At 68.2% G+C, this 26,082-nt stretch carries 22 protein-coding genes and 1 riboswitch; of the genes, 12 read left to right on the top strand and 10 right to left on the bottom strand.

Annotated elements, in window-relative coordinates:
- Window positions 1–60: 60 nt before the first annotated feature.
- The 3 genes from D7D52_RS30500 to D7D52_RS30490 form a co-directional block, all read right to left on the bottom strand.
- Window positions 61–942, bottom strand: coding sequence for an ABC transporter ATP-binding protein (locus tag D7D52_RS30500; protein ID WP_425464697.1), 882 nt, complete (start codon window positions 940–942; stop codon window positions 61–63).
- A 104-nt stretch (window positions 943–1,046) separates the two neighbouring features.
- Window positions 1,047–1,862 carry an ABC transporter permease gene (locus tag D7D52_RS30495; RefSeq protein WP_120741890.1) on the bottom strand — a complete coding sequence of 272 codons (816 nt, stop codon included), beginning with the start codon at window positions 1,860–1,862 and terminating at the stop codon, window positions 1,047–1,049.
- Entirely contained in the window at window positions 1,855–2,658 is an 804-nt protein-coding gene (locus tag D7D52_RS30490) for an ABC transporter permease (RefSeq protein WP_246023397.1), read from the bottom strand. Before D7D52_RS30490 ends, D7D52_RS30495 begins: the two co-directional genes overlap by 8 nt.
- Window positions 2,659–2,812: 154 nt before the next feature.
- On the opposite strand from D7D52_RS30490, the gene ectB reads away from it, so the two are divergent.
- Window positions 2,813–4,075, top strand: a complete 1,263-nt coding sequence (ectB, locus tag D7D52_RS30485) for a diaminobutyrate--2-oxoglutarate transaminase (RefSeq protein ID WP_120741888.1) — start codon at window positions 2,813–2,815, stop codon at window positions 4,073–4,075.
- Window positions 4,076–4,197: 122 nt separating this feature from the next.
- Here the strand turns inward: ectB and D7D52_RS40210 are convergent, their stop codons facing one another.
- The gene (locus D7D52_RS40210; RefSeq protein WP_120741886.1) at window positions 4,198–6,252 is read right to left on the bottom strand and encodes a serine/threonine-protein kinase; all 2,055 of its coding nucleotides are present in this window, start codon (window positions 6,250–6,252) and stop codon (window positions 4,198–4,200) included.
- 197 nt (window positions 6,253–6,449) lie between these two features.
- Between D7D52_RS40210 and D7D52_RS30475 the strand changes: the two genes are divergently transcribed.
- From D7D52_RS30475 to D7D52_RS30460, 4 genes are read left to right on the top strand one after another with little or no spacing between them, the layout of a single operon-like run.
- A complete protein-coding gene (locus D7D52_RS30475) occupies window positions 6,450–7,262 on the top strand; it encodes an ABC transporter permease (RefSeq protein ID WP_187703053.1) in 813 nt (270 codons plus the stop codon).
- On the top strand, window positions 7,235–8,011 hold the full coding sequence (locus D7D52_RS30470) for an ABC transporter ATP-binding protein (RefSeq protein ID WP_120741882.1): 777 nt from the start codon (window positions 7,235–7,237) through the stop codon (window positions 8,009–8,011). The genes D7D52_RS30475 and D7D52_RS30470 overlap by 28 nt, the downstream gene beginning before the upstream one ends.
- Window positions 8,008–9,003, top strand: coding sequence for an ABC transporter substrate-binding protein (locus D7D52_RS30465; RefSeq protein ID WP_120741880.1), 996 nt, complete (start codon window positions 8,008–8,010; stop codon window positions 9,001–9,003). The genes D7D52_RS30470 and D7D52_RS30465 overlap by 4 nt, the downstream gene beginning before the upstream one ends.
- Window positions 9,004–9,013: 10 nt before the next feature.
- A complete protein-coding gene (locus D7D52_RS30460; RefSeq protein WP_120741878.1) occupies window positions 9,014–10,159 on the top strand; it encodes an LLM class flavin-dependent oxidoreductase in 1,146 nt (381 codons plus the stop codon).
- A 116-nt stretch (window positions 10,160–10,275) separates the two neighbouring features.
- Here D7D52_RS30460 and D7D52_RS30455 read toward each other — a convergent pair whose 3' ends face one another.
- Window positions 10,276–11,481 carry an MFS transporter gene (locus D7D52_RS30455; protein WP_120741876.1) on the bottom strand — a complete coding sequence of 402 codons (1,206 nt, stop codon included), beginning with the start codon at window positions 11,479–11,481 and terminating at the stop codon, window positions 10,276–10,278.
- A 260-nt stretch (window positions 11,482–11,741) separates the two neighbouring features.
- On the opposite strand from D7D52_RS30455, the gene D7D52_RS30450 reads away from it, so the two are divergent.
- A complete protein-coding gene (locus D7D52_RS30450) occupies window positions 11,742–13,421 on the top strand; it encodes a bifunctional metallophosphatase/5'-nucleotidase (RefSeq protein WP_120744580.1) in 1,680 nt (559 codons plus the stop codon).
- Between the two features lie 21 nt (window positions 13,422–13,442).
- Here D7D52_RS30450 and D7D52_RS30445 read toward each other — a convergent pair whose 3' ends face one another.
- Entirely contained in the window at window positions 13,443–14,720 is a 1,278-nt protein-coding gene (locus D7D52_RS30445; RefSeq protein WP_120741874.1) for an oxygenase MpaB family protein, read from the bottom strand.
- A gap of 120 nt (window positions 14,721–14,840) precedes the next feature.
- Between D7D52_RS30445 and D7D52_RS30440 the strand changes: the two genes are divergently transcribed.
- The 3 genes from D7D52_RS30440 to D7D52_RS30430 all read left to right on the top strand — a co-directional run bounded on the left by D7D52_RS30440 (window position 14,841) and on the right by D7D52_RS30430 (window position 17,989).
- Window positions 14,841–15,749: a LysR family transcriptional regulator gene (locus tag D7D52_RS30440; protein ID WP_120741872.1), complete on the top strand. Its 909-nt coding sequence runs from the start codon at window positions 14,841–14,843 to the stop codon at window positions 15,747–15,749.
- Between the two features lie 205 nt (window positions 15,750–15,954).
- Entirely contained in the window at window positions 15,955–16,230 is a 276-nt protein-coding gene (locus D7D52_RS30435) for a hypothetical protein (protein WP_120741870.1), read from the top strand.
- A gap of 115 nt (window positions 16,231–16,345) precedes the next feature.
- The gene (locus tag D7D52_RS30430; RefSeq protein ID WP_120741868.1) at window positions 16,346–17,989 is read left to right on the top strand and encodes a hypothetical protein; all 1,644 of its coding nucleotides are present in this window, start codon (window positions 16,346–16,348) and stop codon (window positions 17,987–17,989) included.
- Between the two features lie 2 nt (window positions 17,990–17,991).
- Here D7D52_RS30430 and D7D52_RS30425 read toward each other — a convergent pair whose 3' ends face one another.
- Window positions 17,992–19,761 (bottom strand): NRAMP family divalent metal transporter, encoded by a 1,770-nt coding sequence (locus tag D7D52_RS30425; protein WP_162958657.1) that lies wholly within the window; start codon window positions 19,759–19,761, stop codon window positions 17,992–17,994.
- A 336-nt stretch (window positions 19,762–20,097) separates the two neighbouring features.
- Window positions 20,098–20,277, bottom strand: a riboswitch (M-box (ykoK) riboswitch).
- A 288-nt stretch (window positions 20,278–20,565) separates the two neighbouring features.
- Between D7D52_RS30425 and D7D52_RS30420 the strand changes: the two genes are divergently transcribed.
- From D7D52_RS30420 to D7D52_RS30410, 3 genes are all read left to right on the top strand, one after another.
- Window positions 20,566–21,282, top strand: a complete 717-nt coding sequence (locus D7D52_RS30420; protein WP_120741866.1) for a DUF8020 domain-containing protein — start codon at window positions 20,566–20,568, stop codon at window positions 21,280–21,282.
- Window positions 21,283–21,407: 125 nt separating this feature from the next.
- Window positions 21,408–21,830, top strand: a complete 423-nt coding sequence (locus D7D52_RS30415) for a DUF6636 domain-containing protein (protein WP_162958656.1) — start codon at window positions 21,408–21,410, stop codon at window positions 21,828–21,830.
- Window positions 21,831–21,909: 79 nt separating this feature from the next.
- Window positions 21,910–22,158 carry a hypothetical protein gene (locus D7D52_RS30410; protein ID WP_120741862.1) on the top strand — a complete coding sequence of 83 codons (249 nt, stop codon included), beginning with the start codon at window positions 21,910–21,912 and terminating at the stop codon, window positions 22,156–22,158.
- 12 nt (window positions 22,159–22,170) lie between these two features.
- Here the strand turns inward: D7D52_RS30410 and D7D52_RS30405 are convergent, their stop codons facing one another.
- From D7D52_RS30405 to D7D52_RS30395, 3 genes are all read right to left on the bottom strand, one after another.
- Complete coding sequence (locus D7D52_RS30405; protein ID WP_120741860.1) at window positions 22,171–22,524, bottom strand: hypothetical protein; 354 nt, start codon at window positions 22,522–22,524, stop codon at window positions 22,171–22,173.
- A gap of 138 nt (window positions 22,525–22,662) precedes the next feature.
- Entirely contained in the window at window positions 22,663–23,685 is a 1,023-nt protein-coding gene (locus D7D52_RS30400) for a fused (3R)-hydroxyacyl-ACP dehydratase subunits HadA/HadB (protein WP_120741858.1), read from the bottom strand.
- Window positions 23,686–23,813: 128 nt separating this feature from the next.
- The gene (locus tag D7D52_RS30395; protein ID WP_120741856.1) at window positions 23,814–25,853 is read right to left on the bottom strand and encodes a CocE/NonD family hydrolase; all 2,040 of its coding nucleotides are present in this window, start codon (window positions 25,851–25,853) and stop codon (window positions 23,814–23,816) included.
- Window positions 25,854–26,082 lie beyond the last annotated feature (229 nt).

Genomic DNA, 26,082 nt, shown 5'->3' with positions numbered 1-26,082 from the left:
CAGATGTGTTCTCCGCGTCGTGGCGGAAACAATGAGGTGAACAACGGCTCACCGGCGTGCTCAGGAAGCGAGCGAGCCGGAGGCGGACGCCTCGTAGAGCCGGCGCACCACATCTTCGATATCGGGCTCCTCGATGGAGAGGTCGCGGACCTCCGCGCGCGCCGAGACGGCCGTGAGCAACTGTGCGGCAGTGGTGATCTCGGTGTCGAACGCCAGCCGCTGCCGCATCCCGGCGCCCTCGCTGCCGAGCAGTTTCGCGCCCGGCAGATCGGCCAGGTCCGCGGTCGGTTCGGCCAGATCGACGGTCAGCACCCGCTGCGCGCCGACGGTCGCGCCGAGCCCGGTCAGCGATCCGTCGTAGACCAGCCGCCCGTGATCGACGACCAGCACCCGCTCGCACAGCCGCTCGATATCGCCCATGTCGTGGGTGGTGAGCAGCAGGGTGGTGCCGCGCTGGGCGCGCTCGTAGCGCAGGAACTCGCGTAATCGCTGCTTGGACAACACGTCCAGGCCGATGGTCGGCTCGTCGAGAATGATCAGCTCCGGCGCGTGCAGCAGCGCCGCCGCGACCTCCGCGCGCATGCGCTGCCCCAGCGACAGCTGCCGCACCGGGGTGTCGAGAGTGCCGTCCATCTCCAGTTGCTGGACGAGTTCGTCCGTGCGCGCGCGGGCCTGACCGGGCGGCAGCCGGTGAATGGCGGCGAGGATCGAGAACGATTCCCGCAGCGGCAGATCCCACCACAGCTGCGAGCGCTGCCCGAACACCACGCCGATCCGCCCGGCCAGTTCCCGCCGCTGCCGGACCGGGTCCAGCCCGCAGGTGCGCAGGCGTCCGGCGGTGGGCACCAGGATGCCGGTGATCATCTTGATGGTGGTGGACTTGCCCGCCCCGTTCGCGCCGATGTAGCCGACCGCCGCGCCGGGTTCGACGCGGAAGCTCATATCGTCCACGGCGGTGAGCAGTTCCCGCCTGCGCCGCCAGCGGCCCTCCTTGCGGCTGAGCACGAAAGTCCTTGTCAGGCCCTCGATATCGATGATCGCACCGGTCACCCGCCGCCTCCTTGATAGTGCCGGGTTCCCAGTCGCCACAGCACCAGCGCCGCGGTCCACACCCACAGCGCCGCCAGCGGGGCCGCCCACGCCAGCCAATTCGGCAGCAGCGCCGGTCCGGGCAGGCCGAGCAGCGCGATGGTGGGCAGATACGAGGTGAAGGCGACCGGAACCAGGAATCCGAACACGAGTTTCATCGGTGCGGGAAACACCGAGGTGGGTTGCATGGACGCGTAGGACCCGCCGTAGGTGAAGGCATTGGTCAGCTCCGCGCCGTCGATGAGGAAGAACTGCGCACCGGCCGCGCACACGAAAAGCCCGGCGAAGATGGTGATTCCGGACAGCAGGGTGAGCGCGAACAACGCGATGTGCGGTGCGGTCCAGGCGATGTCGTTGTGCGTCACCCCGAGCGCCAGCACGGTGGCGGCGACCGCGATGCGCGCGATGCGGCGCAACTGGATATCGCTGGTCATCAGTTGCAGCAGCAGCGGCTGAGGGCGCAGATAGAACGCGTCCAGCCGGCCCAGCCGAATATAGGTGGGCAGAGTGTCGGCGTGCCCCACGATCATGTCGGCGACCGCGAAACTGGTGTTGCTGAGCCCGAACAGCAGCAGCATGCCGTCGAGGTCGAGCCCGCCCAGGCGCGGCACATTGTGGAAGATCACCCACATCTCGGCGAACTCCACCAGCCCGATCAGCAAGGCGCTGAGCAGATCCGTGGCGAACGATACCGGGTAGGCCCGTTGGGCGCGCAGCCGGGAACCCAGCACGGCGCGGTAGGGCGTGAGCCGTGCGGGTCGTGCCTCACCCACCCTGCACCTCCAGCTTGCGGCGTCCGGCACGCAGCAGCAGCTGGCCGACGCCGACCAATACCGTCAACCAGAAGCATTGCACGACAACGAGTTCCATGGCATCCCAGCCGGTGGTCCGGGCCGAGATCACATCGATCGGCCACTGCAGCATGGACGGGAAAGGGGTGGCGTAGGCGATGGCGCGCAACCAGTCCGGAAACAGATGCAAGGGTGCGAACAGTCCGGCCAGGAAGGTGCCCAGGATCATGTGCAGCGCCCGCAGCCCGCGGGTTTCGATGAGCCAGAACCCGGCCAGGCTGACCGCGAACATCGACAGGAACGACACGGCCATGGCCAGCAACAGGCTGAGCGCGCCGAGCAGATAGGGGCCGGTGGTGTCCGGGAAGGCGAGCCCGAAGGTGACGACGCCGACCAGGACGCTGGGCACGGCCCGGGCCAGCAGCGTGCAGCCCGCGCGCCCGAGATATTCGGCCAGATGCGCGAATTGGATGTCGATGGGCCGCAGGAAGTCGATGACCACGTCGCCGGTGTGAATGCGGTCGACGATGTCGGGCAGGGTCCAGAAGGCGATGGCCCCGAGCAGGCCCTGCGAGAGCCAGATGTAGACCCCGATGGTGCCGCGGTCGTAGCCGCCGAAGCCGTGGTTGGCGTGCACGGCCGCGCCGAGCACCGCGGCCCGGACGAAGCCGAAGACCAGGTTGGTGAGCAGTCCGGCCAGCATGGCGAGGCGGTAGTGCGATTGCCTGCGGAACCCTGCCTTGACCAGCTGCCAGTAGACCCCCACGTCGCCGCGCACAAGAGGTTGACGGTACGGGAATGCCGGTGTCGCGGGCCGAGTTCGGCCAAAACGGCCCCGGCGGCCGCGAAATTTGTCGAAAATAGTCACGTTTCAGATGGCAGACTGGTAGAAACATCAGCGTTTCACTTTGTTGCGACGCTGAGGACCGCTGATGACCATCGCCGAATCGACCGTTTTCGAGACGCTCGAATCCAATGTGCGTGGCTACTGCCGTTCCTGGCCGACCGTGTTCGACACCGCCCGCGGCGCCTGGCTCACCGACGAGAACGGCAAGGACTACCTCGACTTCTTCGCCGGCGCCGGCACCCTGAACTACGGACACAACAACCCCGTCCTCAAGCAGGCGCTGCTGGACTACCTGATCGGCGACGGCATCACCCACGGGCTGGACATGTCCACCGTCGCCAAACGCCGTCTGCTGGAGAGCTTCCGGGACCTGATCCTCACCCCGCGCGGACTCGATTACAAGGTGCAGTTCCCCGGCCCGACCGGAGCCAATGCCGTCGAGGCCGCACTCAAGCTGGCGCGCAAGGTGACCGGCCGCACCACCGTCCTGAACTTCACCAACGCCTTCCACGGCATGACGCTGGGCGCGCTGTCGGTCACCGGCAATGCCGCCAAGCGCGCCGGCGCGGGCGTCCCGCTGGTGCACGCCACCCCGATGCCCTACGACGGCTATCTCGAGGAGCCCGAGGATCTTTCGTGGATGCGCCGGGCCCTCGACGACAGTTCGTCGGGTCTGGACAAGCCGGCGGCGGTGATCGTGGAGACCGTGCAGGGCGAGGGCGGGGTCAATGTGGCCCGTGCCGAATGGCTGCGCCAGCTCGCGGAGTTGTGCGCGGTGCGCGGCATTCTGCTCATCGTCGACGACGTCCAGATGGGGTGCGGGCGCACCGGCCCGTTCTTCTCCTTCGAGATCGCGGGCATCACCCCCGACATCGTGACGCTGTCGAAATCCATTGGCGGCTACGGCCTTCCGATGGCGCTGGTGCTCATGCGCCGCGAACTGGATCAATGGGCCCCCGGCGAGCACAACGGCACCTTCCGCGGCAACAACGCGGCCTTCGTGACCGCCGAGGTCGCGCTGCGGCACTACTGGTCCGACGATCGCCTCGAAACCGCGACCCTGGCCAAGGGTGAGCGCGTCCACCGGCACCTGGCCACCCTGGCCGCCGCGCATACCGGCGTCTCCACCCGGGGCCGCGGCCTGGTGCAGGGCCTGGTGTTCGAGGACGCCTCGCAGGCCACCAAGGTGTGCCGGGTCGCCTTCGAGCACGGGCTGCTGGTCGAAACCTCCGGCTCCTGCGACGAAGTCGTGAAACTGCTGCCACCCCTCACCGTCACCGACGACGAGATCACCCACGGCCTGGGCATTCTCACCCGCGCCGTGGACATCGTCCGCGACGGTCTCTAGATCCCGCGCCGCGAGGCGCGCACGAACGTCGGCTACCGCCCACACCGGTGCCGACACGGTGCCGGGTTCCCAGCTGCGGAGGGAACCCGGCACCACTTTTCCCGCTGTCCGATGACCGATGGCTAACTGGTGAAGTTCTTCTGGAACCACGCGTCCAGCTCGCCCTCGGTCTTGGGTGCGGTGGTGGGCTGATCGGTGGGAGCCCCGTCCAGCTGGACCAGGATGTGCAGGTCCTCGTAGATCGCGACCAGGTCCTGGTGCGGCAGTTCGCCGGTGGTGTCGGTCAGGCAGAAGTAGCGGCCGATCGGGGTGCCGTTGCGTTTCCACACCTCGTCCTTGCTGCCGCCGCCGGTGCACGAATGGCCCGAGAGCTGGCCGATATCGGCCTGGTACACGGTCTTCGCCATCTCGGTGGTGTGGTACCCGAGGAAGGTGACCGACGGCATGTCGGAGGCGTTGTCGCAGCTGACGAGTGCGGCGGTCGGTCCGAGCGGCGGGTCGGCGTGGCGGCAGTTGCGCGCGATGTACGGATCGTTGAGGTGTTTGAACAGGCTCCGGTCGTCGTCGGTGAAAACGTCCGGGTCGCCGCTGTTCTCGCGTGACGAGAGGCGGCCCCAGTTGTTCTTGGCCCAGTAGTCGCGCAGCGCCGTCAGCTCCGGGTTGTCGAAAATATAGACCGACAGCACCATCTCGGCCTCGTCGGTCACGACCAGGCCGGGGGCGGGTTTACCGAGGCTGCGGTCGGCGTAGCAGGCCTTGCGACCCACCTCCTTGCCCTTGGCCATCAGCGGCCCGTCCTTGCCCGCCGGATCCGACGGGCAACTGGTCGCCCCGAACCCGCCCAGATAGGTGGTCGTGAAGTAGTCGTGCATGGCCTGCGCGGTACGGAACCGGAAGAAGCGCGCGGCCGGGGCGGAGGCCGCCGGGTTCGGATCGCACAGGATGAACGACGTGCCCTGGGTGTTCGAGTCGGCGCGCAGGCAGTTGGCCCGGTGGTAGCCGGTCCCGGACACGATGCTGAGCACCTCGATGTCCGACGGCTGCAAGGTCAGCGAGTCGCTGATCGGTCTGCCCGGTGTGGTGTGCTGCCGATAGGCCCAGCCCGCGAAGCTCAGCGACGCGGCGACCAGCAGCGCCACGCCCGCGACGGCCGCCAGTCTCCGGAGCCGTCGGCGAGTGCGCGATGCGCGTCTGCCCGGCTCGGCCGGATGGCCGCTAACAGCCTCTGCTCCGGTGCCGGGCCCCGGGTCCGAGGCGTTGCCGCGTCCGGTCCCGGTCACCGTCTCCATCATTTCCGGGTGCGGCGCAGGTGGATTCGTCGAGGTGCGCCCGCCGGTCCGGTCGGGGAGCGCGGCCCGCGCGGCCGCGGCGAGCTCACCCGCCGTGCCGTAGCGCTGTCCCGGCTCCTTGGCCATGCCGCGCGCCACGACTGCGTCGAAGGCGGCGGGGACGGTCGGGCGGACCAGGCTCGGTTTCGGGATGGGGTCGAACAGGTGCGCCCCCATGATCTGCGCCTCGTTCCCGCCCGCGAAAGGCCGGGTGCCGGTGAGACATTCGAACAGGACGCAGGTCAGGGCGTAGACGTCCGAGGCGGGACCGATGTCGCCGGCGGCGAAGCGTTCCGGAGCCATGTAGCGGTAGGAGCCGACCGCGCCGCCGTCCTGGGTCAGCGATTCGTCGGTGACGGATTGCGCGATGCCGAAATCCACCAGGTACACGAAGCCCTCGTGGGTGAGCAGGATGTTGTCCGGCTTCACATCTCGATGCAGCAACCCGTCGCGGTGCGCGGCATCCAGTGCGGCGGCGACCTGTTCGACGACCGCGACCGCGTCCGCCGGCGTGCCGGGCCCGTGCCGGTGCAGCAGCGAACGCAGGCTGTCGCCGTCGACCAGCCGCATGTCGATGTAGAGCCGCCCGTCGATCTCGCCGTAATCGTGGATCGGAATGACGTGCGCCTCGCGCAGCCTCGCCGCCGCATGCGATTCCCGTTGGAAGCGTTGCCGATACACCGCGTCCTCGGCGAGCCGCTCCGGCAGCACCTTGATGGCCACCGTGCGGTCCTTGATCGTGTCGTAGGCCTGGTACACCTCGCCCATGCCCCCGCGTCCGATCAACCGGTCGAGCCGATAGGGGCCGAACCGGGATCCGACGGTGAGCGGGTGATGCGGACTGTCCATGCGTCCTTGGCTCCTCGCTGCGGATCCATTGTGGCAAGCCGAGGAAGTGGCCGAATCCAGAATCACGCGGATTACAACCGGTGACCGGGCCGTTCGGAAACGGCACTGTGCCTAGGTGGCGGGCGAATCTCTTGCCTTGCGAGAGAAATGGCCCTCGACCGCCACCGTCCCCGTCCCCGTTGTGCCGAGGTGCTGTCGTGTCCTCCATTGCCGTGCAGGCCAGGCCCGCTGCGGCCCGGTTGCGCCTGCCGAGCGTATCCGTGCTGGCGCGGTTCGTCGCGCCGGTCGCGCTGGTCGTGATCTGGCAGGTGGCCAGTGCCACCGGCGTCCTGCCCGAAAGACTGCTCGCATCCCCCGTCACCGTGGTGCAGACCGCGATCGACCTGGTCAAGGACGGGACGCTCACCAAGGCGATCTCGGTGTCGCTGCAGCGCGCCGCCATCGGCTTCGTCATCGGCGCGGCCGCCGGCATCGGTCTGGCGCTGATCTCCGGGCTGAGCCGGGTGGGGGAGTACCTGGTCGATCCGATCGTGCAGATGCTGCGGACGCTGCCGTTCTACGGGTTGATCCCGCTGTTCATCCTGTGGTTCGGCATCGGTGAGCTGCCCAAGATCGTGTTGGTCGCCTTCGGTGTCGCGGTGCCGCTGTATCTCAACACCTTCGCCGGAATCCGCAGCGTGGACGGCAAACTCGCCGAACTGGCGCAGGTGCAGCGGTTGAACCGCTGGCAGCTGATCCGCCACATCGTGCTGCCGGGCGCGCTGCCGCAGACCCTGGTCGGGCTGCGCCAATCCCTCGGCGTGGCCTGGCTGGCGCTCATCGTGGCCGAACAGGTGAATGCCGATGCGGGCCTGGGCTTCATGATCAACGACGCGCGCGAGTTCCTGCGCACCGACGTGATCGTGGTCGGCCTGCTCGTCTACAGCGTGCTCGGTCTGCTCACCGACGCACTGGTCCGTTCGATCGAGAGGAGAGCGCTGTCATGGCGACGCGGCTTCCTGACACACTGACCGAAGACTCGGTGACCCCGGCGGGTCCCGTGGTGCGAATCCGGGGGCTGGCCAAGGACTTCGGCACGCGCCGGGTGCTGCACCGGCTGGACCTCGATATCCGGCCCGGCGAGTTCGTGGCCCTGCTCGGCCGCTCCGGCTCCGGCAAGTCGACGCTGCTGCGGGCCCTGGCCGGACTCGACGACCGGACCGAGGGCGAGCTGACCGTCGCCGGGGAGGTGGCCGTCGCCTTCCAGGAACCGCGCCTGGTGCCGTGGAAGCGGGTGCGCGACAACGTCACCCTGGGCCTGCGCCACGAAAACCCCAAGGCCGCAGCGGAAGCCGCGCTGGCCGAGGTCGGTTTGGCCGAGCGCGGCGAGGCATGGCCGCTCACGCTGTCCGGCGGTGAGGCACAGCGCGCGTCGCTGGCCCGCGCGCTGGTGCGGGAGCCGGAGCTGCTGCTGCTCGACGAGCCTTTCAGCGCGCTGGATGCCTTGACCCGCATCACTATTCACCAGCTGGTGCTGGACCTGTGGACCAAACATCGGCCCGGCGTGCTGCTGGTCACCCACGACGTGGACGAGGCGCTGCTGCTGGCCGACCGCGCTCTGGTGCTGGCCGACGGCCGCATCGCCCGCGAAATCCCCATCGACCTGCCGCGCCCGCGCCGGCGCGACCATCCCGGATTCCTGGCCCTGCGCACGGCATTGCTGGCCGAGCTGGGCGTCACCCTGGAAGACGGTGTTCAATTGAAGGGAAGCACCGAATGAAACGCACCCGCCTGCTCGCCGCCCTCGCGGTCGTCACGGCCCTGGTCACGGCGGCCTGCTCGTCCGGCGGCGACGACACCAAGGGCGTGAACGCGGACGGTTCGGTCGATCTGTCCAAGGTGACCCTGCACATCGGCGATCAGAAGGGCATGGCGCTGCAGGCCCTGCTGGACGTGTCGGGTCAGTCCAAGGATCTGCCCTACCAGGTGGAATGGTCGACCTTCACCGCCGGTCCGCCCATGCTCGAGGCCATCAATGCCGGATCCATCGACTTCGGCGGCGTCGGTGACGCCCCGCCGGTGTTCGCGGCGGCCGCCAAATCCCAGATCAAGATCGCCGGAGTGTACGACTCCGGCGCGGCGGGCAGCGCGATCGTGGTGCCCAAGGATTCGGCGCTGAAGGACCCGAAGGACCTGCGCGGCAAGAAGATCGCCGTCACCAAGGGCAGCTCGGCGCATTACCACCTGCTGTCGGTGCTGACCAAGAACGGGCTCACCTTCGGCGACATCGAACCGCAGTACCTGCAGCCCGCCGACGCGCTGGCCGCGCTGTCCACCGGCCGTGTGGACGCCTGGACGGTGTGGGATCCCTATGTGGCGCAGGCGGAATTGGGCGGCAACCGGGTGCTGGTGGACGGCGCCGGCTATCTCAAGCCCGACAGCTTCTGGGTGACCGGCGCGAAGACGTTGGACAACAAGGCGAATGCCGCCGCCGTGCGGGATCTGCTGGGCCGCATCCAGCGCGCCCACACCTGGATCACCGGGCACCGCGAGGAGTGGGCCAAGCAGTCCGCGGCCATCACCGGTGTGCCTTACGACGTGACCCTGCTGGCGGTCAATCGCGCGAATTTCGCGGATCATCCGCTCGACGACGCCACCATCACCGCCGAACAGCAGGTGGCCGACGCCTTCTCCGACGCGAAGCTGATCCCGGGCAAGGTGAAGATCACCGACTTCATCGACACCCGCTTCAACGACCGATTCAACTCCTAGGAGTCCCCGAATGAGCTTGTCGTTCCACTGGTTCCTGCCCACCTCCGGCGACTCCCGCGGCCTCGTGGTCGGCGGGCACGGCACGCCCATGTCGGGTGACCGGCCGGCCTCGCTGCACTACCTCAACCAGATCTCCGCCGCGGCCGAGACCAATGGTTTCGAGGCGGTGCTCACCCCCACCGGATCCTGGTGCGAGGACGCCTGGTTGACCACCGCCATGCTGGTGGAGACCACCGAGACGCTGAAGTTCCTGGTGGCGCTGCGGCCCGGCCTGATGAGCCCGACGCTGGCCGCGCAAATGGCGGGCACCTTCCAAAGGCATTCGGAGGGACGGCTTTTCCTCAATGTGGTGACCGGTGGCGAACCGCTCGAACAGGCCGCCTACGGCGACTTCGCCGACAAGGAGAGCCGTTACGCGCGGACCGGGGAATTCCTGCACGTGGTGCGGTCGCTGTGGGAGTCGCACGAGCCGGTCACCTTCTCCGGTGAGCACATTCGCGTGGAGAACGCGCTGCTGAGCAACCGGCCCGATCCGGTCCCGCCGATCTTCTTCGGCGGCTCGTCGGCCCCCGCCGGCCCGGTGGCCGCGCGCTACGCCGACACCTATCTCACCTGGGGTGAGCCGGTGCTGGCGGTCAGCCGCAAGCTGGACTGGATTCGCGGGCTGGCCGTCGACCACGGCCGCAAGCTCGACTACGGCCTGCGCATCCACGTCATCACCCGGGATACCGCCGAGGAGGCGTGGGCGGTGGCCGACAAGCTGCTCGCCGGCATCGACCCCGCCGATATCGAACGCGTCCAGGCCGCGCTGGCCCGCAGCGAATCCGAGGGGCAGCGCCGGATGTCGGAGCTGCACAACGGCAGCACCGACCGCCTCGAGATCGCCCCCAACCTGTGGGCCGGGGTCGGCCTGGTGCGCGGCGGCGCGGGCACCGCCCTGGTCGGCTCGCACGCCGAGGTGGCCGAGCGGCTGGTCGAATACTCGAAGGCGGGCATCTCCCACTTCGTGCTCTCCGGCTACCCGCATCTCGAGGAGGCCTACTGGTTCGGTGAGGGCGTCCTGCCGATCCTGGAGCGAAAAGGTCTGTGGCAGCACCCGAATCGCCGCCCCTCCGCCCCGCTGTCCACCCCTTTCGCGGGCGCGTCCAGCAGCTGACGTCGAAGCCCCGTCATTCCGGCGCGCTTTTGGCCGGAATCCAACGCCCACAGCCGCCGCACTCCGGTGAGTGCGGCGGCCGCGGTTTCCCGGGGAGGTACCCGGCGTCGGTGGGATCAGCGGTGCGCCGCCGGAGCCGCGGTTCGGGAGCGGACGGTCCGGTCGGGGGCGGGCGACACCGCGCGACGCAGGGTCACGGTGTAGAGCAGAGCGGCCAGGGCGGTGGCGGCCAGCAGCAGGTAGCCGATGGCGTATCCGCCGAGTTGCCCGTAGGCGAAGCCCATGACCAGCGGCGGGAAGTAGCCGCCGAGACCGCCTGCCGCGCCGACCAATCCGGTCACGGTGCCGACCCGCTCGGGCGCCACCAGCTTCGCCACCAGCGCGAACACGCCGCCGGTGCCCAGACCCAGGCAGAACGCCATGACCACCAGCGCCGCACCCGCCGGCACCTCGGCCGGCGGCTCGACGGCCAGCACCAGCGCCAGCAGCGCGGCGCCCGCGAAGGCGACGGTCAGCACGCGCACCGGACCGATCCTGTCCGACAGCATGCCGCCGACCGGGCGGGCCAGCACCCCGGCCATGGCGAATCCGGCTGTGCGAATGCCCGCGTCCGACTGGGCGAACTCGTAGGCGTTGTGCAGCACGGTCGGCAGGTAGGTCGAGAACGCCACGAACCCGCCGAACGCGACCGCGTACAGCAGCGCACCTTGCCAGGTTGCCCTGAGCCGCAACGCTTCCCGGATCCGCGGCAGCGCGGGCTCGGTGGCCGGCCGCCAGCTCGGCGCGTCCTTCGCGCACAGCAGCACGATCACGCCGAGGGCTGCCAGCGCCGCCGCCAGCACCACATGCGTGCTCGCGCGCCCGAGATGCTCGACCAGCCGCGGCGTCAGCAACGCCGACAACGCCGTGCCGCCCATGCCGATACCGAACACGCCGGTGGCGAACCCGCGCCGGGCGGGCTCGTACCAGTTGTTCACGAACGGCACCCCGACCGCGAACGAGGTGCCGCCCACACCCAGCAGGAAACCCCAGAACAGCAGTCCGGCAAAGGAATTCGACCGGCCGACGAACAGCACCGGCACGATGGTCAGAAAGCAGATCACCGCCAGCATCCGCCGCCCGCCGAACCGGTCGGCCAGCACGCCCACCGGAATCCGCCCCAGCGAACCCACCAGCACCGGCGTCGCCACCAGCAGGGAGGTCTGCCCGGGCGAGAGTCCCAGCTGCTTGGTGTAACTCGACGACAGCGGACCGATGAGATTCCACGCCCAGAAGGTCAGCGCGAAGACCGCTGTGGCGAGGGTCAGGTTCCGGGTGGTCATGAATTCTGTCTACTCGGGGCGGAATTTCCGGGGTAGTGGATCCCAAACACCGCCTCGGTGTGGGTATTTTCCATTTCGATGCGCTGACCTGCGAACATTTGCCGTGCCGCGAAAATCGTCGGCCGCATGGGTATTCGAGCTCACGGCCTGCGGAGGCGTCACGACAGTGGGTACTTCAGCGGACGCTGCCGCCGGGGGAACAACACCGAGTTCATCTGTCTGTCGAGCGGGTGTCGATGGCGTCTGCCACAGTCGTGATCATGAGTGGACGGCGGGTGCTCGGGCTGTGTGCGGTGTTGACGTGTCTCGGCCTGGTGGCGGGGTGCGGGACCGGCGGGGACACCGGCAAACCCGCCGGTCCGAGCGCGGTGCCGCTGGTCTCGACCGGTGAGCTGCCCGCGGCCGAGCCTGGCGAGGTGCACCTGTTCGGCATCAACGATCTGCACGGGAACCTGCAACCGCCGGAGGGATCCAACGGCAAGGTCGGTGCGTACACCGCCGGGGGAGCGGCGTATCTGGCCGCGCATCTGGCACAGTTGAAGGCCGCCTACCCGGACAGCGCGGTGCTGGCCGCCGGGGACAATATCGGGGCCAGCCCGCTGCTGTCGTCGCTGTTTCACGACGAGCCGACCATCGACTTCATGAACTCGCTCGGGGTGGCGGCCTCCGCGGTCGGCAATCACGAATTCGACCACGGCGTCGCCGAATTGCGGCGGATTCAGCAGGGCGGGTGCGCGGCCGACGGGTGCACGCCCGGGCAGCCGTTCACGGGTGCGGCGTTTCCCTACCTGGCCGCCAATGTGACCGACGCCGACGGGCAGCTCCCGCCCGGGCTGCGGCCGTGGACCCTGCTGGTGGTGGGCGGACACAAGATCGGGGTGGTCGGGACGGTCACCCCCGATACCGAGCACATCGTCATGCCGGACGGCATTCGCGGCTACCACTTCGGCGACGAGACCGCCGCCATCGACAAGTACGTGCCCGAGATGAAGCAGGCCGGCGCGGAGACCGTGGTGGCGCTGCTGCACGACGGCGGCAGCCAGCAGGGCGGCGGCACCGTCGACTACAACGGCTGCGCCGGGATCTCACCGAACGTGAAAGCGTTGGCGGACAAGACCGATGGCGCGGTCTCGGTGCTGTTCACCGCGCACAGTCATCAGGCCTACAACTGCACCCTGTCCGGCAAGGTCGTCACCCAGGCGGCCTCCTTCGGGCGGCTCATCACCGACGTGACCCTGCGCTTCCACGACGGCAAGGTGGATGCGCACGCGGTCAACCGGGTCGTCACCCGGGACATCACGCCCGCCCCCGCCGCCGCCCAGCTGGTGGATTACTATGCGGGACAATCGAAGCCGCGTGCCGAACGGGTCATCGGCAGCGCCACCGGCGCGCTGCCCGCCGATCCGGCCCCCGCCGGGGATTCCCCGCTCGGCGATGTCATCGCCGACTCCATGCTCGACGCCATGGCGAATACCCGTGCGGTGGCGGCCTTCATGAATCCCGGCGGGGTGCGCGCGGGACTGACCGGCGGCGACATCACCTATGCGCAGGCGTACACGGTGCAGCCGTTCGGCAATCAGGTGGTGGCGGTGGCGCTGACCGGCCAGCAGATCCTGAATCTGCTCGAGCAGCAATGGGACAACGTGAGCAAGCCCGCGGTGCTGTCGGTCGCGGGCATCACCTACGCGTACTCCGACAGCGCGCCCAAGGGGCACAAGGTGATCGGCGACAGCGTGCGCATCGCCGGGCAGCCATTGAATCCGACTGTGTCGTACCGTGTTTCGACCAACAACTTCCTCGCCGCCGGGGGTGACGGCTTCTCGGTGTTCACGCAGGGCGCCGACACCCAGGTCGGGCCCATCGACCTCGACGCGCTCGAGACGTATCTGCGGGCGCACACGGCGCTCGCCCCGCCGCAGAGTCGGATCGAGAAGAAGTAGCGGCGCGAAAAGCCCTGTGGTTCAGCGGCGGAACTCCTCCACGGGCGTGAATTCGGCGTCCCGGTCGCCCATCTCGTTGCGATACCACCGTTCACGGCGATGGCGCTGGACCCGATCCGCGACCGCATCCAGGCCGGGGACGGTGCGGCGCAGGGTCTCCGCGCCGAACACCACCGGAGCCTGCACCAGCGGATGCAATACCCAGGGAAAACGGTTGGGCATGCGATGGCGGGCGTAGGTGGCGGGCGGCAGCCAGAATCCGGTGTAGCCGATCTGCATCCGATAGTTGAACTCGTCCCGAATCCGCTTGGCCCACGGGCTGTTCGGGTTCGGCGCGAAGGCGGGCAGATAGGATTCCACCAGTTCCTCGCCGTCCGCGCCCGCGGTGTACGCGCGCTTCACGAACGCGGCGAACATCAGCTGCACGGACTCCCGGAAATCGCGGGGGTACCAGCTCGGCTGCACCCCGAGCAGGTGGCCGACGTAGCGCCAGAAGTGCAGTGTCGCTTCGATTTCCGAGATCGTCGTCTGATGGCCGAGGCTCCACAGCGCCAGGCCCGGCACCAGCGAACCGCCCATCAGGGTGAGGGTGGCATCGCCGATGCTGATCGGCACGCCCCACGCGTCGTAGTCCCATTCGGGGCGGGTCATGAGCTTGCGGCGGATGAACACGTGCATGATCCGCACCCGCATGGCGGTCTGGCGACCGCGCGCGCCCGGATCCAGGCCGCCGGGATCGGAGACGTCGATCCAGAAGCGGACGGTCTCGAGCTGCCGCTTGTGCGCCTTGTCCCCGGCGTAACCGCCCGCGTACGACAGCGGTTTGCTGATCGAGCTCTCCGAGTACATCTCCAGGGTGCTGGTGGTGGCGAAGCTGAACACCGAAGTGCCCCAACGCCGGAACACCTTCGCCCCCTGCGCCACCAGCTCCGGATCCAGCCAGTCGGGTGCGGTCTCGAACTCCTCGAACAGCCGCACCAGCGACGCCGGCGCGTCCGGCACGCTCTCGACACCGTGCGCGAGCGCTCGATCCAGCATGGCCCGCCCCGCCTTGGGCCCGATCGCTCCGAGATACACCTCGTCGACGAACGCCTCCGCCACCGGATCGGCCTGGTAGTAGGCGCCCGCGAACGCCCGCACCAACTCCTCCGACGGTTGCGGATCGAACCGGAACAGCGTGCGCCACACCCGCCGCGCCCGCTGCACGCCCGGATCTCCCACCCGCTCCCAGTAGCGGAACTCGCTCGGAACCTTCCCCGCCGCAGCCGTTTCCAACCGCGCAGGTGTCTTACCAGCCATTCCCGAAGCGTAGATTTCCCCACCCACCCCCCAGCAGAGATTTCCGGCCAACCCAGCGGGCCCGGCGGACTCTCGCCACCGGGACATCGGGTCGCCCGTGCGGGTGCATAGACTCGGTCTATGCCGTTGTCGCCGCGAGTTCCCGATCTGGCCGCGCTCGATCTGCTGTTGTCGGTGATCGAGCTGGGCAGTTTGGGGCGGGCGGCGAAGGCGCACGGGATCAGTCAGCCGTCGGCCAGTTCGCGGATTCGGTATCTCGAGCAGCTGGTGGGGGTGCCGGTGCTGGAACGGACGACGCTGGGTTCGCGGGCGACGGCGGCCGGGGCGCTCATCGCGGAGTGGGCGCGCGATGTGGTGGACGCGGCCGCCCGTCTGGACGCGGGCATCGACACCCTGCGGGCGCAGCGGGATTCGCGATTGCGGGTGGCGGCCAGTCAGACCGTCGCGGAATACCTGTTTCCGAAATGGCTGATCGGACTGCGGGCCCGTATGCCGGAGACCTCCATCGCCCTGGAGTCGGGCAATTCGGCCGAGGTGGCCAAGGCCGTGCTGGAAGGGCGTGCGGGTATCGGGTTCGTGGAGAGCCCGCGGCTGCCCAGCGGACTGGAAAGCCACCTCGTAGGCCGGGATCGGCTGGTCGTCGTGGTCGCGCCCGGGCATCCGTGGGCCACGAGGGACGAGATCGAGGCGGCGGAGCTGGCGGGTACACCGCTGATCTACCGCGAATCCGGATCGGGTACCCGCAACTCCTTCGAGCGCGCCATGCGCGCCCGCATACCGGGCTGGGAGCCCGAGGTGGCGCTGGAACTGTCCTCCACCACGGCCATCAAGACCGCCGTCGGCGCGGGGGTCGCCCCGGCCGTGCTCAGCTCGCTGGCCGTCGCCACCGAACTGGCCGAGGGAACCTTGATGTCGCCCACGGTGATCGGCCTGGATCTGGAGCGTCCGCTGCGGGCGGTGTGGCCGACCGGACAGCAGCCGACCGGTCCCGCGCGTGACCTGTATGCCATTGCGCGCGGGCCGATGTGAGCCCATTTCGCCAGTTTTGCCCGAAGTGTTGACAGAGTGACTCCCATCACCATAATATTCCGGCGCGGGCTCGGCGGATTTTGCGAGGACCGGGGCTGCCTGCACATTCATTTCGCCTTTACAATGCCTTCGCTGAATTCGCAGCCGGAAGACACAAGTGCGCCAACGCCTCCCGCGAGCGTTATCAAAGGGTTATGGTCACGACATGGTGCGAACCGCCGCCGCTGCCGCAGACCCGGATGAGCCAGTCATTCCGGCCACTGCTCCGCGGCCGAAGCTAGAGGTTGTTCAACAATCGCCTGACCCCGAAGCGCCACAGCCCCATTCGTTCGGCGCACACGTCCTGAGCGCGGCCGATATCGAGCGACTCCCGTCCTCGGCCCGGCACCGCATCGCAGCCTTCATCCACCTGCAGGTGGCGACCCTGGAGGAGTGGCCCGAACCGGTCCTGCCCCCCATTCCCGAGCTCGACGAACTCTGACGAGATTCTCGAACCCGCCGCACCGAACCCATTGTGCGACCGGCCAGTACATGCGGCCGGATCCTGGGATTCTGCCCGATGGCACCGGCTGCGCGGCCTGGCATGGTCAGCGACCATGAACACCGCGAGCCCGTCCGCCACGATTGCAGCCCGAACCCGTGCCACCACCCTGCTGGCCGCCCTGCTGGCGGTGAGCGCGCAGGTCACCGGCTTCGCCGCGGCGCAACCGGAGGCGACGACCTGGTACGTCCGCGCGGGTGCGGCGGCCGGGGGAACCGGTAGTGCGGACGCGCCGTTCGATTCGCTCGGCGGCGTCGAGGCGGTCTCCCGCGACGGCGACACCATCATCGTGCAGCCCTCCGCCGTGACCCTCGACGGCGGCATCGCGCTCAAACCCGGCCAGCAGCTCGTCGGCGCCGGTCCGGCGGTCGTCGGTGCGGCCGATACCGCTGCGCTGCCCCGTATTTCGAACAACACCCTCGGCCACGACGGTGACGCCGTGCGCCTGGCTCCGGGGGCGCAGGTGCGCAATCTGGTCATCACCGGGGCCTGGCGCGGCGGCATCTACGGCTCCGACGCGGCCGACGTCGTGATCAGCGGCAACGATGTGTCGGGCACCAATCGGCTGTGCTCGGACGGCTTTCTGATCGGTCCGTTCGGAGTGCCGCCCACGATTCCGCTCGGCACGGCGATTGCGGCGCTGCCGGACTTCCTCACCTTGAACAACGGCTGGGCCGCCATCATGACCGACTTCCAGACGGCGGCGGGCACGGTCCGGATAGAGGGCAATGCCGTCCACGACACGGCCTGCGGCGACGGCATCGACCTGCGTGCGCACGGCGGCAGCCGAATCGACGCCGACGTGAACGGAAATACGCTGCGCGCCATCAATCTCGGCGTGGCCAAGCTCTCCGTGCTCGCGCTCGGCGTGCAGGCCGGCGACAACGCCGTGCTCACCGGCCGCCTGAACGGCAACTCCGAGAACGACATCGCCACCCTCGCCACCGGGGTGCTCAATGCCACGGCCGACAGCGAAGGCGTGTTCATCAATCCTTCCGGCCGGGCACGGCTGGATATCGCCATGGACGCCAACCACTTTCACAACGGCGGCGGCAACTTCTCCGCCAATGGCCTGGAGTACGTCACCACCAATGGCGCACCCGAGAGCCGAGTCCGGGTGACCGACAGCGTCTTCGACACCGTCACCGGCGATGTCATCGAGAATTACAACCTCAGCACCGGCGGCGCGCACCAGTCGCTGACGCTGGAGAACGTGTACGCGCACCACTCGTCCTTTCCGGGCGCGGTGCTGAATTCCCTCGTCCCCGCCAATCTCGGAACCTGTGTGGTGACAACGAATTTCGGCCGCGCCGCTCACACCGACCTGACCATCGCGAACTCCGATCTCGGCGATTGCAGCGCCGACGGCATCGGGCTGATCGCCTACACCCCGGCCGGATCCGAACCCAGCACCGCCGCCTTGACCTTCGACATTCGCGACACCGTCGTCGGCGCGTCCGCGGCCAACGGTGTCGACATCATGAACATCGGTGACACCGCGACCCTGCGCGGTGCGATCACGCGGACGGCCATAGCTTCGGCACGGGAATCACTGCTGCGCACCAGTATCAGCGACGGCCCGATCGCGGACGCGGCGGTGACGCTGCACGACCTCACGCTCGATGGCGTCGCCACCGGTTGCGACGCCATCGAACACGATGGTCGAGTGGTGCTGTCCGGTCTCCCGGTCGGCTGCTGAACTCAGCCGCCGATCGACTGGGCGATCTTCACACCCACCAGGATCACGGCCAGCAGCAGGTACCCGCGCAGAGCGAACATGCCGACGGTCCGCGGAGTGGAGAACTGCGGCCGCGCCAGGGTGTCGAGCGCGGGCGTGCGCCAGGTATCCCGGTCGGCATCCAGGATGGCCTTGCGCTCGGCGCGGGTCAGCGGTGTGGAATCCAGCTCCTCCACCTGATCGGGGTCGAGGTTGCCGAATTCCTTGGCGGTGCGCTCGGCCTCCCGGCGCTTGCCCCGCTGCCAGGCGACGAGCATGCCCGCGCCGCCGAGCACGCCGACGAGAGCGCCGGCACCGAAACCGATTTCGAGGGTGCGGGTGGAGGTGTCCGGGAAGAACACGGTCGCGGTGAGCGACAGCGACAGCAGAACCAGTGACCAGACGATGATTCCGGCGACGATGTTCTGCTTGACGGTATTGACCCACGGACCCAGGACGGCCTTGTCGTTGCACAGCAGCACGAGGAACACCGTGGCCGAGGGCAGCAGCACCCCGGCCAGGGCCTGCACGCCCTGGGTGAGCAGGCCCAGCACGTGGTCGGGGCTGAAGGACACCGCCGCGGCCACGGCCAGCAGCGCGGCGTATCCGGCGTAGAACATCGGGGCTTCGCTGATCTTCCAGTGCAGGGAATGCCGCTTGCCGAGGGTGTCGCCGAGCGCGTAGGTGGTGGCCAGGCCGACGGCGTTCGCCCCGATCAGCGAGGCGTCCAGCAGCAGGATGGCGAACAGCGCGCCCACGGTCGTGCCCATGTGGTCGTGCAGTGCCTGGGCGACCGCGCCGGCGTCGGTGAAGTTGCCGGCGGCCGCGGTGCCCGCGAGTCCGAAGGTGGCCGCGGCCATGATGGCGACCGCGCCGATCATGACGACGACGATGCCGACCCAGAGATCGATGCGCTCGAACTTGATCCAGCGCGGCGTGATCCGCTTGTCGACGATATTGGACTGCTGGAAGAACAGCTGCCAGGGCGCGACGGTGGTGCCGACGATCGACACGATGAGCAGCAGCAGCGTGGAGTTCAGCCCGCCCGGGAACGACGGGATGAATCCGTGGCCGATCGTGGCGATCCGCGGGTGCACCAGGAACGCCAGCGGGAACATGATGATGTTCAGCGCGATCAGCCCGAAAAGGAAACGCTCCCAACGTCGGAAGGAGCCCCCGGCCACCATGGCGAACAACAGCACCGCGGCCAGCGGCACCGAGATCGCCTTGGGCAGCCCGAAATAGTTGAGCGCCATGGAGACACCGATGAACTCGGTGACGATGGTGAGCGCGTTCACGACGAACAGGTCGCCCACGCTGAAGGCGCCCCAGAACTTGCCGAAGCGGTCGAAGATCAAGCGCGCGTGGCCGACTCCGGCGACCGCGCCGAGGCGCACCACCATCTCCTGGTTCACGTACAGCACCGGGATCAGCAGCACGAGCGTCCAGACCAGCGCCATGCCGTAGTTCTGGCCGGCCTGGGCGTAGGTGGCGACGCCACCGGCGTCGTTGTCACCGACCATGACGATGAGGCCGGGGCCGATGATCGCGAGCAGCATGCGGAAACGCTGCCGGCGGGAACGGCCTTCGAGGGTGTCGTGCTGGCCGATGGAGCCGAGCGCGCCGACGATATCGCCGACGTGGGCGGTGTCCATGACGGCGCCGATGGGACGGGCATCGGAGACGGGCGTGCCCATGGCGGGCGCGGCGACGGTGGAGGAGCGGCGGCTGGCGCCGTTCGCGAAGAAGGCCATGGCACTTCCCTCGCTTTCGATCATCAGGTGGTCGGCGTGCGGAAACCACCCGGCCGCCAAGCGATTTCGGGCACGAAGCGGACCGCCCGGGGCGCGTGCCGACCATCCGCCGGGCGTCGGGGACGCCGGTGGGGCCGAGTGCGGGAACGGGTCAGCCGGTGACCGGAATGCGGCAAGCCGGGGACGTGAGGAGGGTGAAATCCCAACTCGGATACGGACTATCGCCGGAACTCATCTGTCGTCCCTCACCTCCTTGCCGCCGGGACGCACGCGGACGTCACTGCCTGTGGTGTCGCACGACGCGGCGGGAGGATCGGGCACACACGGCGGTGTGGCCCCGCACCCCTCTCGTCAGAGCTTCGGCACTGCACGACGTATCCGGGGGCTCGCGGCCCGGGGAAGCCACTTCGGATCACCCCTTAATCCGGGGTGATCTGTCCTAACCCTGGGCGTCTCTCGACGTCGTCGGATCAGTGGCCTGTGTTCGTACAGGAGCCTCGCCTAGCGAGGTGCTGACTGGGCAATGGTGAGCCCGGCCGGGAGCGTTGTCAAATCCGGCCCGGTCGGTCCCTATGTGTCCGATTTGCGAGGAAAGGTGGTCTGTTCACCTGTCGGAAAGCTTCCCGTCGAATACATGAATGGTGTATTTCCTTCTCGCTCAATTGGACGCGGGGAATGTGTATCGAGTCACTCTGGGGCAAATGTCCATTGCCGCCGCCTGAGAGCAGACTTAAAGTTTGCTTGTCAATAACCGACCCTGCGCCGAGTTGGATTCCGCGGGCATACTCAATCGAGGTAAATCACGTGCGTACAAAGGGACTCGCTGCGGTTACCGCATTGGTGGCCGCGGTCACAGCGATTACCGCCGGAACGGTCAACGCCGAGGCAAACACCGGTGACCTGGGCATCATCCATTACACGGCCTCGGCCACCGATCGGTCGGCCATCATTTCCACCGACGCCGGTTCGATGGATGTCGAGAATGGCGTTTTCAAGATCAAAGGTGCGGATGGCACGGTGGTTGCCGGACAGGAACTGAGTTTCCGCGTCGACGACTTCGTCTTCCCGATCGCGGCGGCCATCAAGGACAATTCCGCAACGCTCACACCGCTTTTCGATATGTCGCACGCGTCCTATCAGCCGGTCGCGCTGCCTTTCGAGGACACCGCCCCCTGGAAGACCCCGTACGACCGTGAGCAGGCGGCCTGGAACCGCATGAAGGACACCATCGCCATCGGTGCGACCATCGGCACCCTCGTCGGCGGCATCGGCGGCGCCGCGGTCGGCTGCGCCCTGGGCGGCATCGCCGTGGGTTCGGGCGCGACGCTGGCCACGGGCATCATCGGCGGCCTGTTCTTCTTCCTGCCCGGCGCGGTCGTGGGCTGCCTCGCGGGCGCTGCCGCCATGGGCGCGCTCGGCGCGGTCGGCGGCATGATCCTGGTCTCCGCACCGGTCGCCATCGCGGCCGCGGTCCAGTACTTCACCACCATCAATCAGCCCTTCACTCCGCCGGCCAAGTAGCCGGTACGGGCTGGGCCCCGGTCGCGCGATGAGGGCGCGACCGGGGCCCGGGTTTGTCCGCGCGTTAGCGGTTTCGCGGCCGCCGGCGATCTATGGGGGTAGGTCTGCCGGAGGGGGAGTTCATCATGCGTTTGTCGATTCGAGCCATCGCGGGTGCGGCGGGGGCGCTGGCCATGGCCGCGGCGCCGGCGGTCGCTCAGGCGTCGCCGTACACCGATCAGGTCGATTTCAACACGCCCTCGGGCAATATCGGCTGCACGGTCTCCTCGGCCGGCGCCGCGTGCGAGATCGCCGATCACGACTATCCGGCCCCGGCGCGCCCCGACGTCTGCCACCTGGCATACGGCGACCGGATCTACCTGGACGCCGACGGAGCCCAATTCCATTGCCACGGCGACAAACTGGTGGAGTCCAGTGCACAGATCCTCGCCTACACGCACAGCGTCACCGTGGGCCGTTTTACCTGTGTCAGCACCGTCGACTACGTGGAATGCTCGGGTCCGGCCCACAGCTTCCGCCTCGCTCGCGGCTTCTACAGCCTCGCCTGAGGCGATTCCCGAGGCGCGCCGTCCGCCGGGATGACCGTATCGACCTCCACGCGGCGCTGCCCCGGGGCACTATCGATGCATGTCCGACGTGAACAAGCAGAACCTCGCCTACTTCGAGGCCCGCACCATGCGCGAGCTCTACACCGCCCTGGACGAATGGCAGCGTGCCAACGGGCAGCGCTTCCTGTCGCTGTCCATCGAGTCCGACGGCGGTAACTACTGCTGCATCGCCCTCACCAATCCGGCGGAGGTGGTGATCACCAGCGCCGACGGCCACCATCACGCCGCGGTCAATCGTTTCGGATTGCTTGCCGTCACCACGGATTGACGCCGGCCGCCGTCATTCGGGCGCGACCCCGCGCCGTTCCTGCCAGGAACTGATCTGCCGTGGCCGCCAATTCGCGGGCACCAGGGGGTTGTGCCCGTGCCGGCCGTGCTCTTGTTCGCGGTGGAACTCACGGAGATATTCGACGCGAATCACCAGCAGCATTGCCGCGAACAGCACGACCGTCGCGATACCGCCCAGCACCGCCCAGCCCCGGTAGCCGTAGGCCGCCGCCGCGATCGTCAGCCCGCAGCCCGCGACCGCGAGCATGCACATCACCAGCGCCGGTCTTTCGTTCGGATCCTCGATCGCATCGCCCGGATGTGGATGCCAATGGTCCCCATTGGGCTTGACCGCCGTCATCTTCATCGTGGTTCCTTCCCTCGATACCTCCGAAATTCGTGGCTATCCCCCAGAATGCGCCCGGCTACCGCGCGGCGCACTAGGAAAATCGAATTCTCAGAAAATCGACGGCCCACTCCCGAGCGGTCGCGCGGGCGTCGCGAATCAGTCCGCGAGACGGACGTCCGCGGTGGCCAGACCGAAGATCTTGCGCCCCGCCGATTTCGCGACGAGCACGACCGTGGCGGTCCGCGTCCGCGCGTCGATCGACTTGATCCGGCCGCCGAACTCCACACCCCCGGCCGAGACGGCGTCGACAACGGTGTAATTCGACAATCGGGCCCCAAAGCGCACGACAGCACCGGGATCCCCGAGCCATTCGGTGACATATCCCGCTCCCATGCCCATGGTCAGCATGCCGTGCGCGATCACATCGGGAAGCCCGGCTCGCGCCGCGATCCCCTCGTTCCAGTGGATCGGATTCACATCACCGGCCACCCCGGCATAGTTCACCAGATCGCCCCGCGTCAATGTGAAAGCGCGAGTAGGCAACTCGTCTCCGACGGCGAGATCGTCGAATCGAACAGCGGTGTGCGGCGGTCGCGTGCGCGACACCTCCGAGTAGCGCCGCCGACCCGGCTCGACCTCCCCGCCCCGCGTGCCCCCGATCGCCGCCTCGCCGGTCAACCCGCTCATCACCACGCCCTCGATGGCCGCCGCGATCCCGGGATCGATCCCGTCACCGCCGGTGATCCCGACCACCGTGGACCGCGAAACCTGCACCACCTCACCGGTCGCATCGGTGAAGGTGTTGGTGAGCGTGAGCATGTCCTTGCCCGCCACCCGCCGCACCGCGCTCAACTCCACCTCGGTGCGCAACCGATCCCCGGCCACCACCGGCCGGTACATCTCGAAGACCTGATCCGCGTGCACGAACACGTCGTAACCGGTCATCACCTCCTCGAACAGCGGCCGATTCGTCCGCATGGCCACGATCGAGGTGAACGTCGCGGGCGCCACCAGCCCGGCATACCCCTGTGTACCCGCCGCCGCCTCGTCCCAGTGCGCCGGATGCGAATCCCGCACGGCCCGTGCGTATTCGCGAACCTTCTCCCGCCCCACCTCGTAATCATCCTGGGCCCGATACCAATACCCGACCAGCCCGGCCGCGTCGAATCCCGTCTCCACGGCAACTCCCCTTCATCACGCTCTCTCGACTCGGATCCGCCCGGGCGGAACCGAATTCACGAACGCCCCACTCTTCCACAGTGGCCATGTCACGGCAGCGCGCCGTTCGTGGACCGCACCTAGCTGCCTCACCAGCCGGGGTTGCCGCGCATCGGAATATTGACGAAGCTCGGTTCGGCCGGATCGAGCAGCAGGTGCTGCGGGCGCAGACCGGTGTCCACGAGGATCGCCAGCGGCGGCAGGCCCTTGGGGAAGTTGCCGGCGTAGACGTCCACGCGCAGGCGATGGCCCGGTTGCAGGACGGCGTCCACGCCCGCGATCGAGATGTCCAGGGTGACAGGCACTCCGGGCTGCGTGGGCTGACGGGTGTTCAGCGACAGGTCCGGGACCGGGTCGGTGTAGTCGCCGTTGGGCAGCCGGGTGCTGCGGGATTCGTCGATGGCGCGCAGCGAGGCGACCAATTGGCCCGAGGACAGGGTGGCCGAAGTCCCGTCGGGGGCCACATCGTTGACGGTGGCGACCCAGTAGCCGTCCGCGGCGTCGTGGATGGTGTCGAGGTGCACCGCGATCGGTCCCGAGATCGTGGTCGCCGCGTCGACCGGGGCGCTGGTGAAGGTGAGGCCGTTGGATTCCCAGATGCGGGAGTCCTTGCCGCAGGCGTCGAGGACCGACACCACGCCGATGGTCTGCTGCGCCGCGTCCCGGGAGCACAGTCCGGTGAGACCGGGTGCGACGGTGAGGGTTTCGACGCCGTCGCCGGGTGGGGCGAGCAGCGATCCGTCGTGCACGCTGTGGCCGCCGGTGCCGCTGGGGGCGGGGGAGAGGTACATGCGCCGGTATTCGGTGGCGGTCTCGTCGGGGAAGCCGGCCGCGGTGATCCAGCCGCCGCCCTCCTCCTTCATGGTGATCGGCCCGTAGGTGTCGATGTCGTTGTCGATGCCCTCGAGCCACCTGTCGAACCAGGCGCGCTGCAACACGTCCATGCGCGGCGGCTGTCCCGGACGCCCGGATTCGTTGCCGTTGGAGATGTGGTAGCCGTCGCCGATCAGGATCTGTTTGCGGCCCGGCGGCACCGACAGCCGGCGGTAGACCTCGGCCTGGGAGGCGACGAACACATCGTGCCAGCCGCCGGTGAGGAAGGTGGGCACGGTGATCTTGCTCGGATCGGTCTCCCACGCCCGCCGCAGATCGCTGCCGGAGTCCAGCAGCTCGCGCACCTTGGGGCTGAGCTGATCGATATTCGGCTGCAGGAAAACATCCAGCAACGCGTCGACGAAGGTGAACGGATCGGCCAAACGCGAAGCCAGCCAAGCCATGTCGAACCGCCCCTGCAGCAGCGACGCCACATCCGGGACGAGCTTGCCGCCATTGACCGCCGCCAGCCACATGGGCATGAACCCGGCGCCGACCGCGCCGCCGGGAGCGACCAGATCACGGAAAGGGTTGCGGCTGGGCACCACCGGGAAGATCGCCTTCAACGCGGGCGGATTCTTGGCGGCCGCCTGCAACTGGTTGAGACCGGAATAGGAAATGCCGGTCAACCCGATATCGCCGGTGGACCAGGGCTGGTGGGAAGCCCAGTCGATGGTCTCCACCGTGTCGAGCTGTTCGCGCTCACCCAGCAGATTCCAATCCCCCTGGGAGAACCCGGTTCCGCGCACATCCACCACGACCTGGGTGTACCCGGATTCGATGAGCTTGCGATCCACCGTGAAGGTGCGCAGCAACCCGCCGCCGAGCGCCTTGGTCAGATCGGTGAGCCCGGAGATGGGCGTTCCCGCGAAGTCGACGTTGCGCGCCAGCTGCACCAGCGCATCCGACAATACCGGGACCGACAGCAACGAATCCGCCACCATCGAGCCGAGTTTCGTATACGGCGTGAAGTTGAGCACCGTCGGCGTCCGCTCGGCGACCGGCCGCCCCGACGCATCCGCCGGGTGATACACATTGGCCTTCAAGACGGTGCCGTCGCTCATCGTGATCGGCACATCCCAGTCGATGTACACATTCGGATAAGTCTGCGGACCATCCTCCGCCGCGGCCCACGCCACTCCCGCCGCGCCCCCGTCCGGCCCGGTCGATTCCCCGGCCCCCGCGACCGGCGAGACGAACTGACCGAGCGCGACCGTCGCCACCACGGCGACAACGGATCTCAACAGCAGACGCATACTGCTCCAACCACTTTCGTTCTACGGACAACAGCTCGACCGTAGGGGAGCGGCGAATTGTCTGGGACAGATCCGATGAACTTCGTCAACGTGCACAAGAACCAGCCGCCGGAATGTGCGCGCCACCAGGGGCGAGGGCCCCGGCCGGGCGGCTACGTGCGTGCTCGATCCGAGGGGCCGCCCAGCGTGGTTCGGCCGATCATCCCAGCTCTATCCGACGCGATGTGAA

The organism is Nocardia yunnanensis (assembly GCF_003626895.1).
GTDB lineage: Bacteria > Actinomycetota > Actinomycetes > Mycobacteriales > Mycobacteriaceae > Nocardia > Nocardia yunnanensis.
This window is presented reverse-complemented; position numbering and strand designations above follow the sequence as displayed.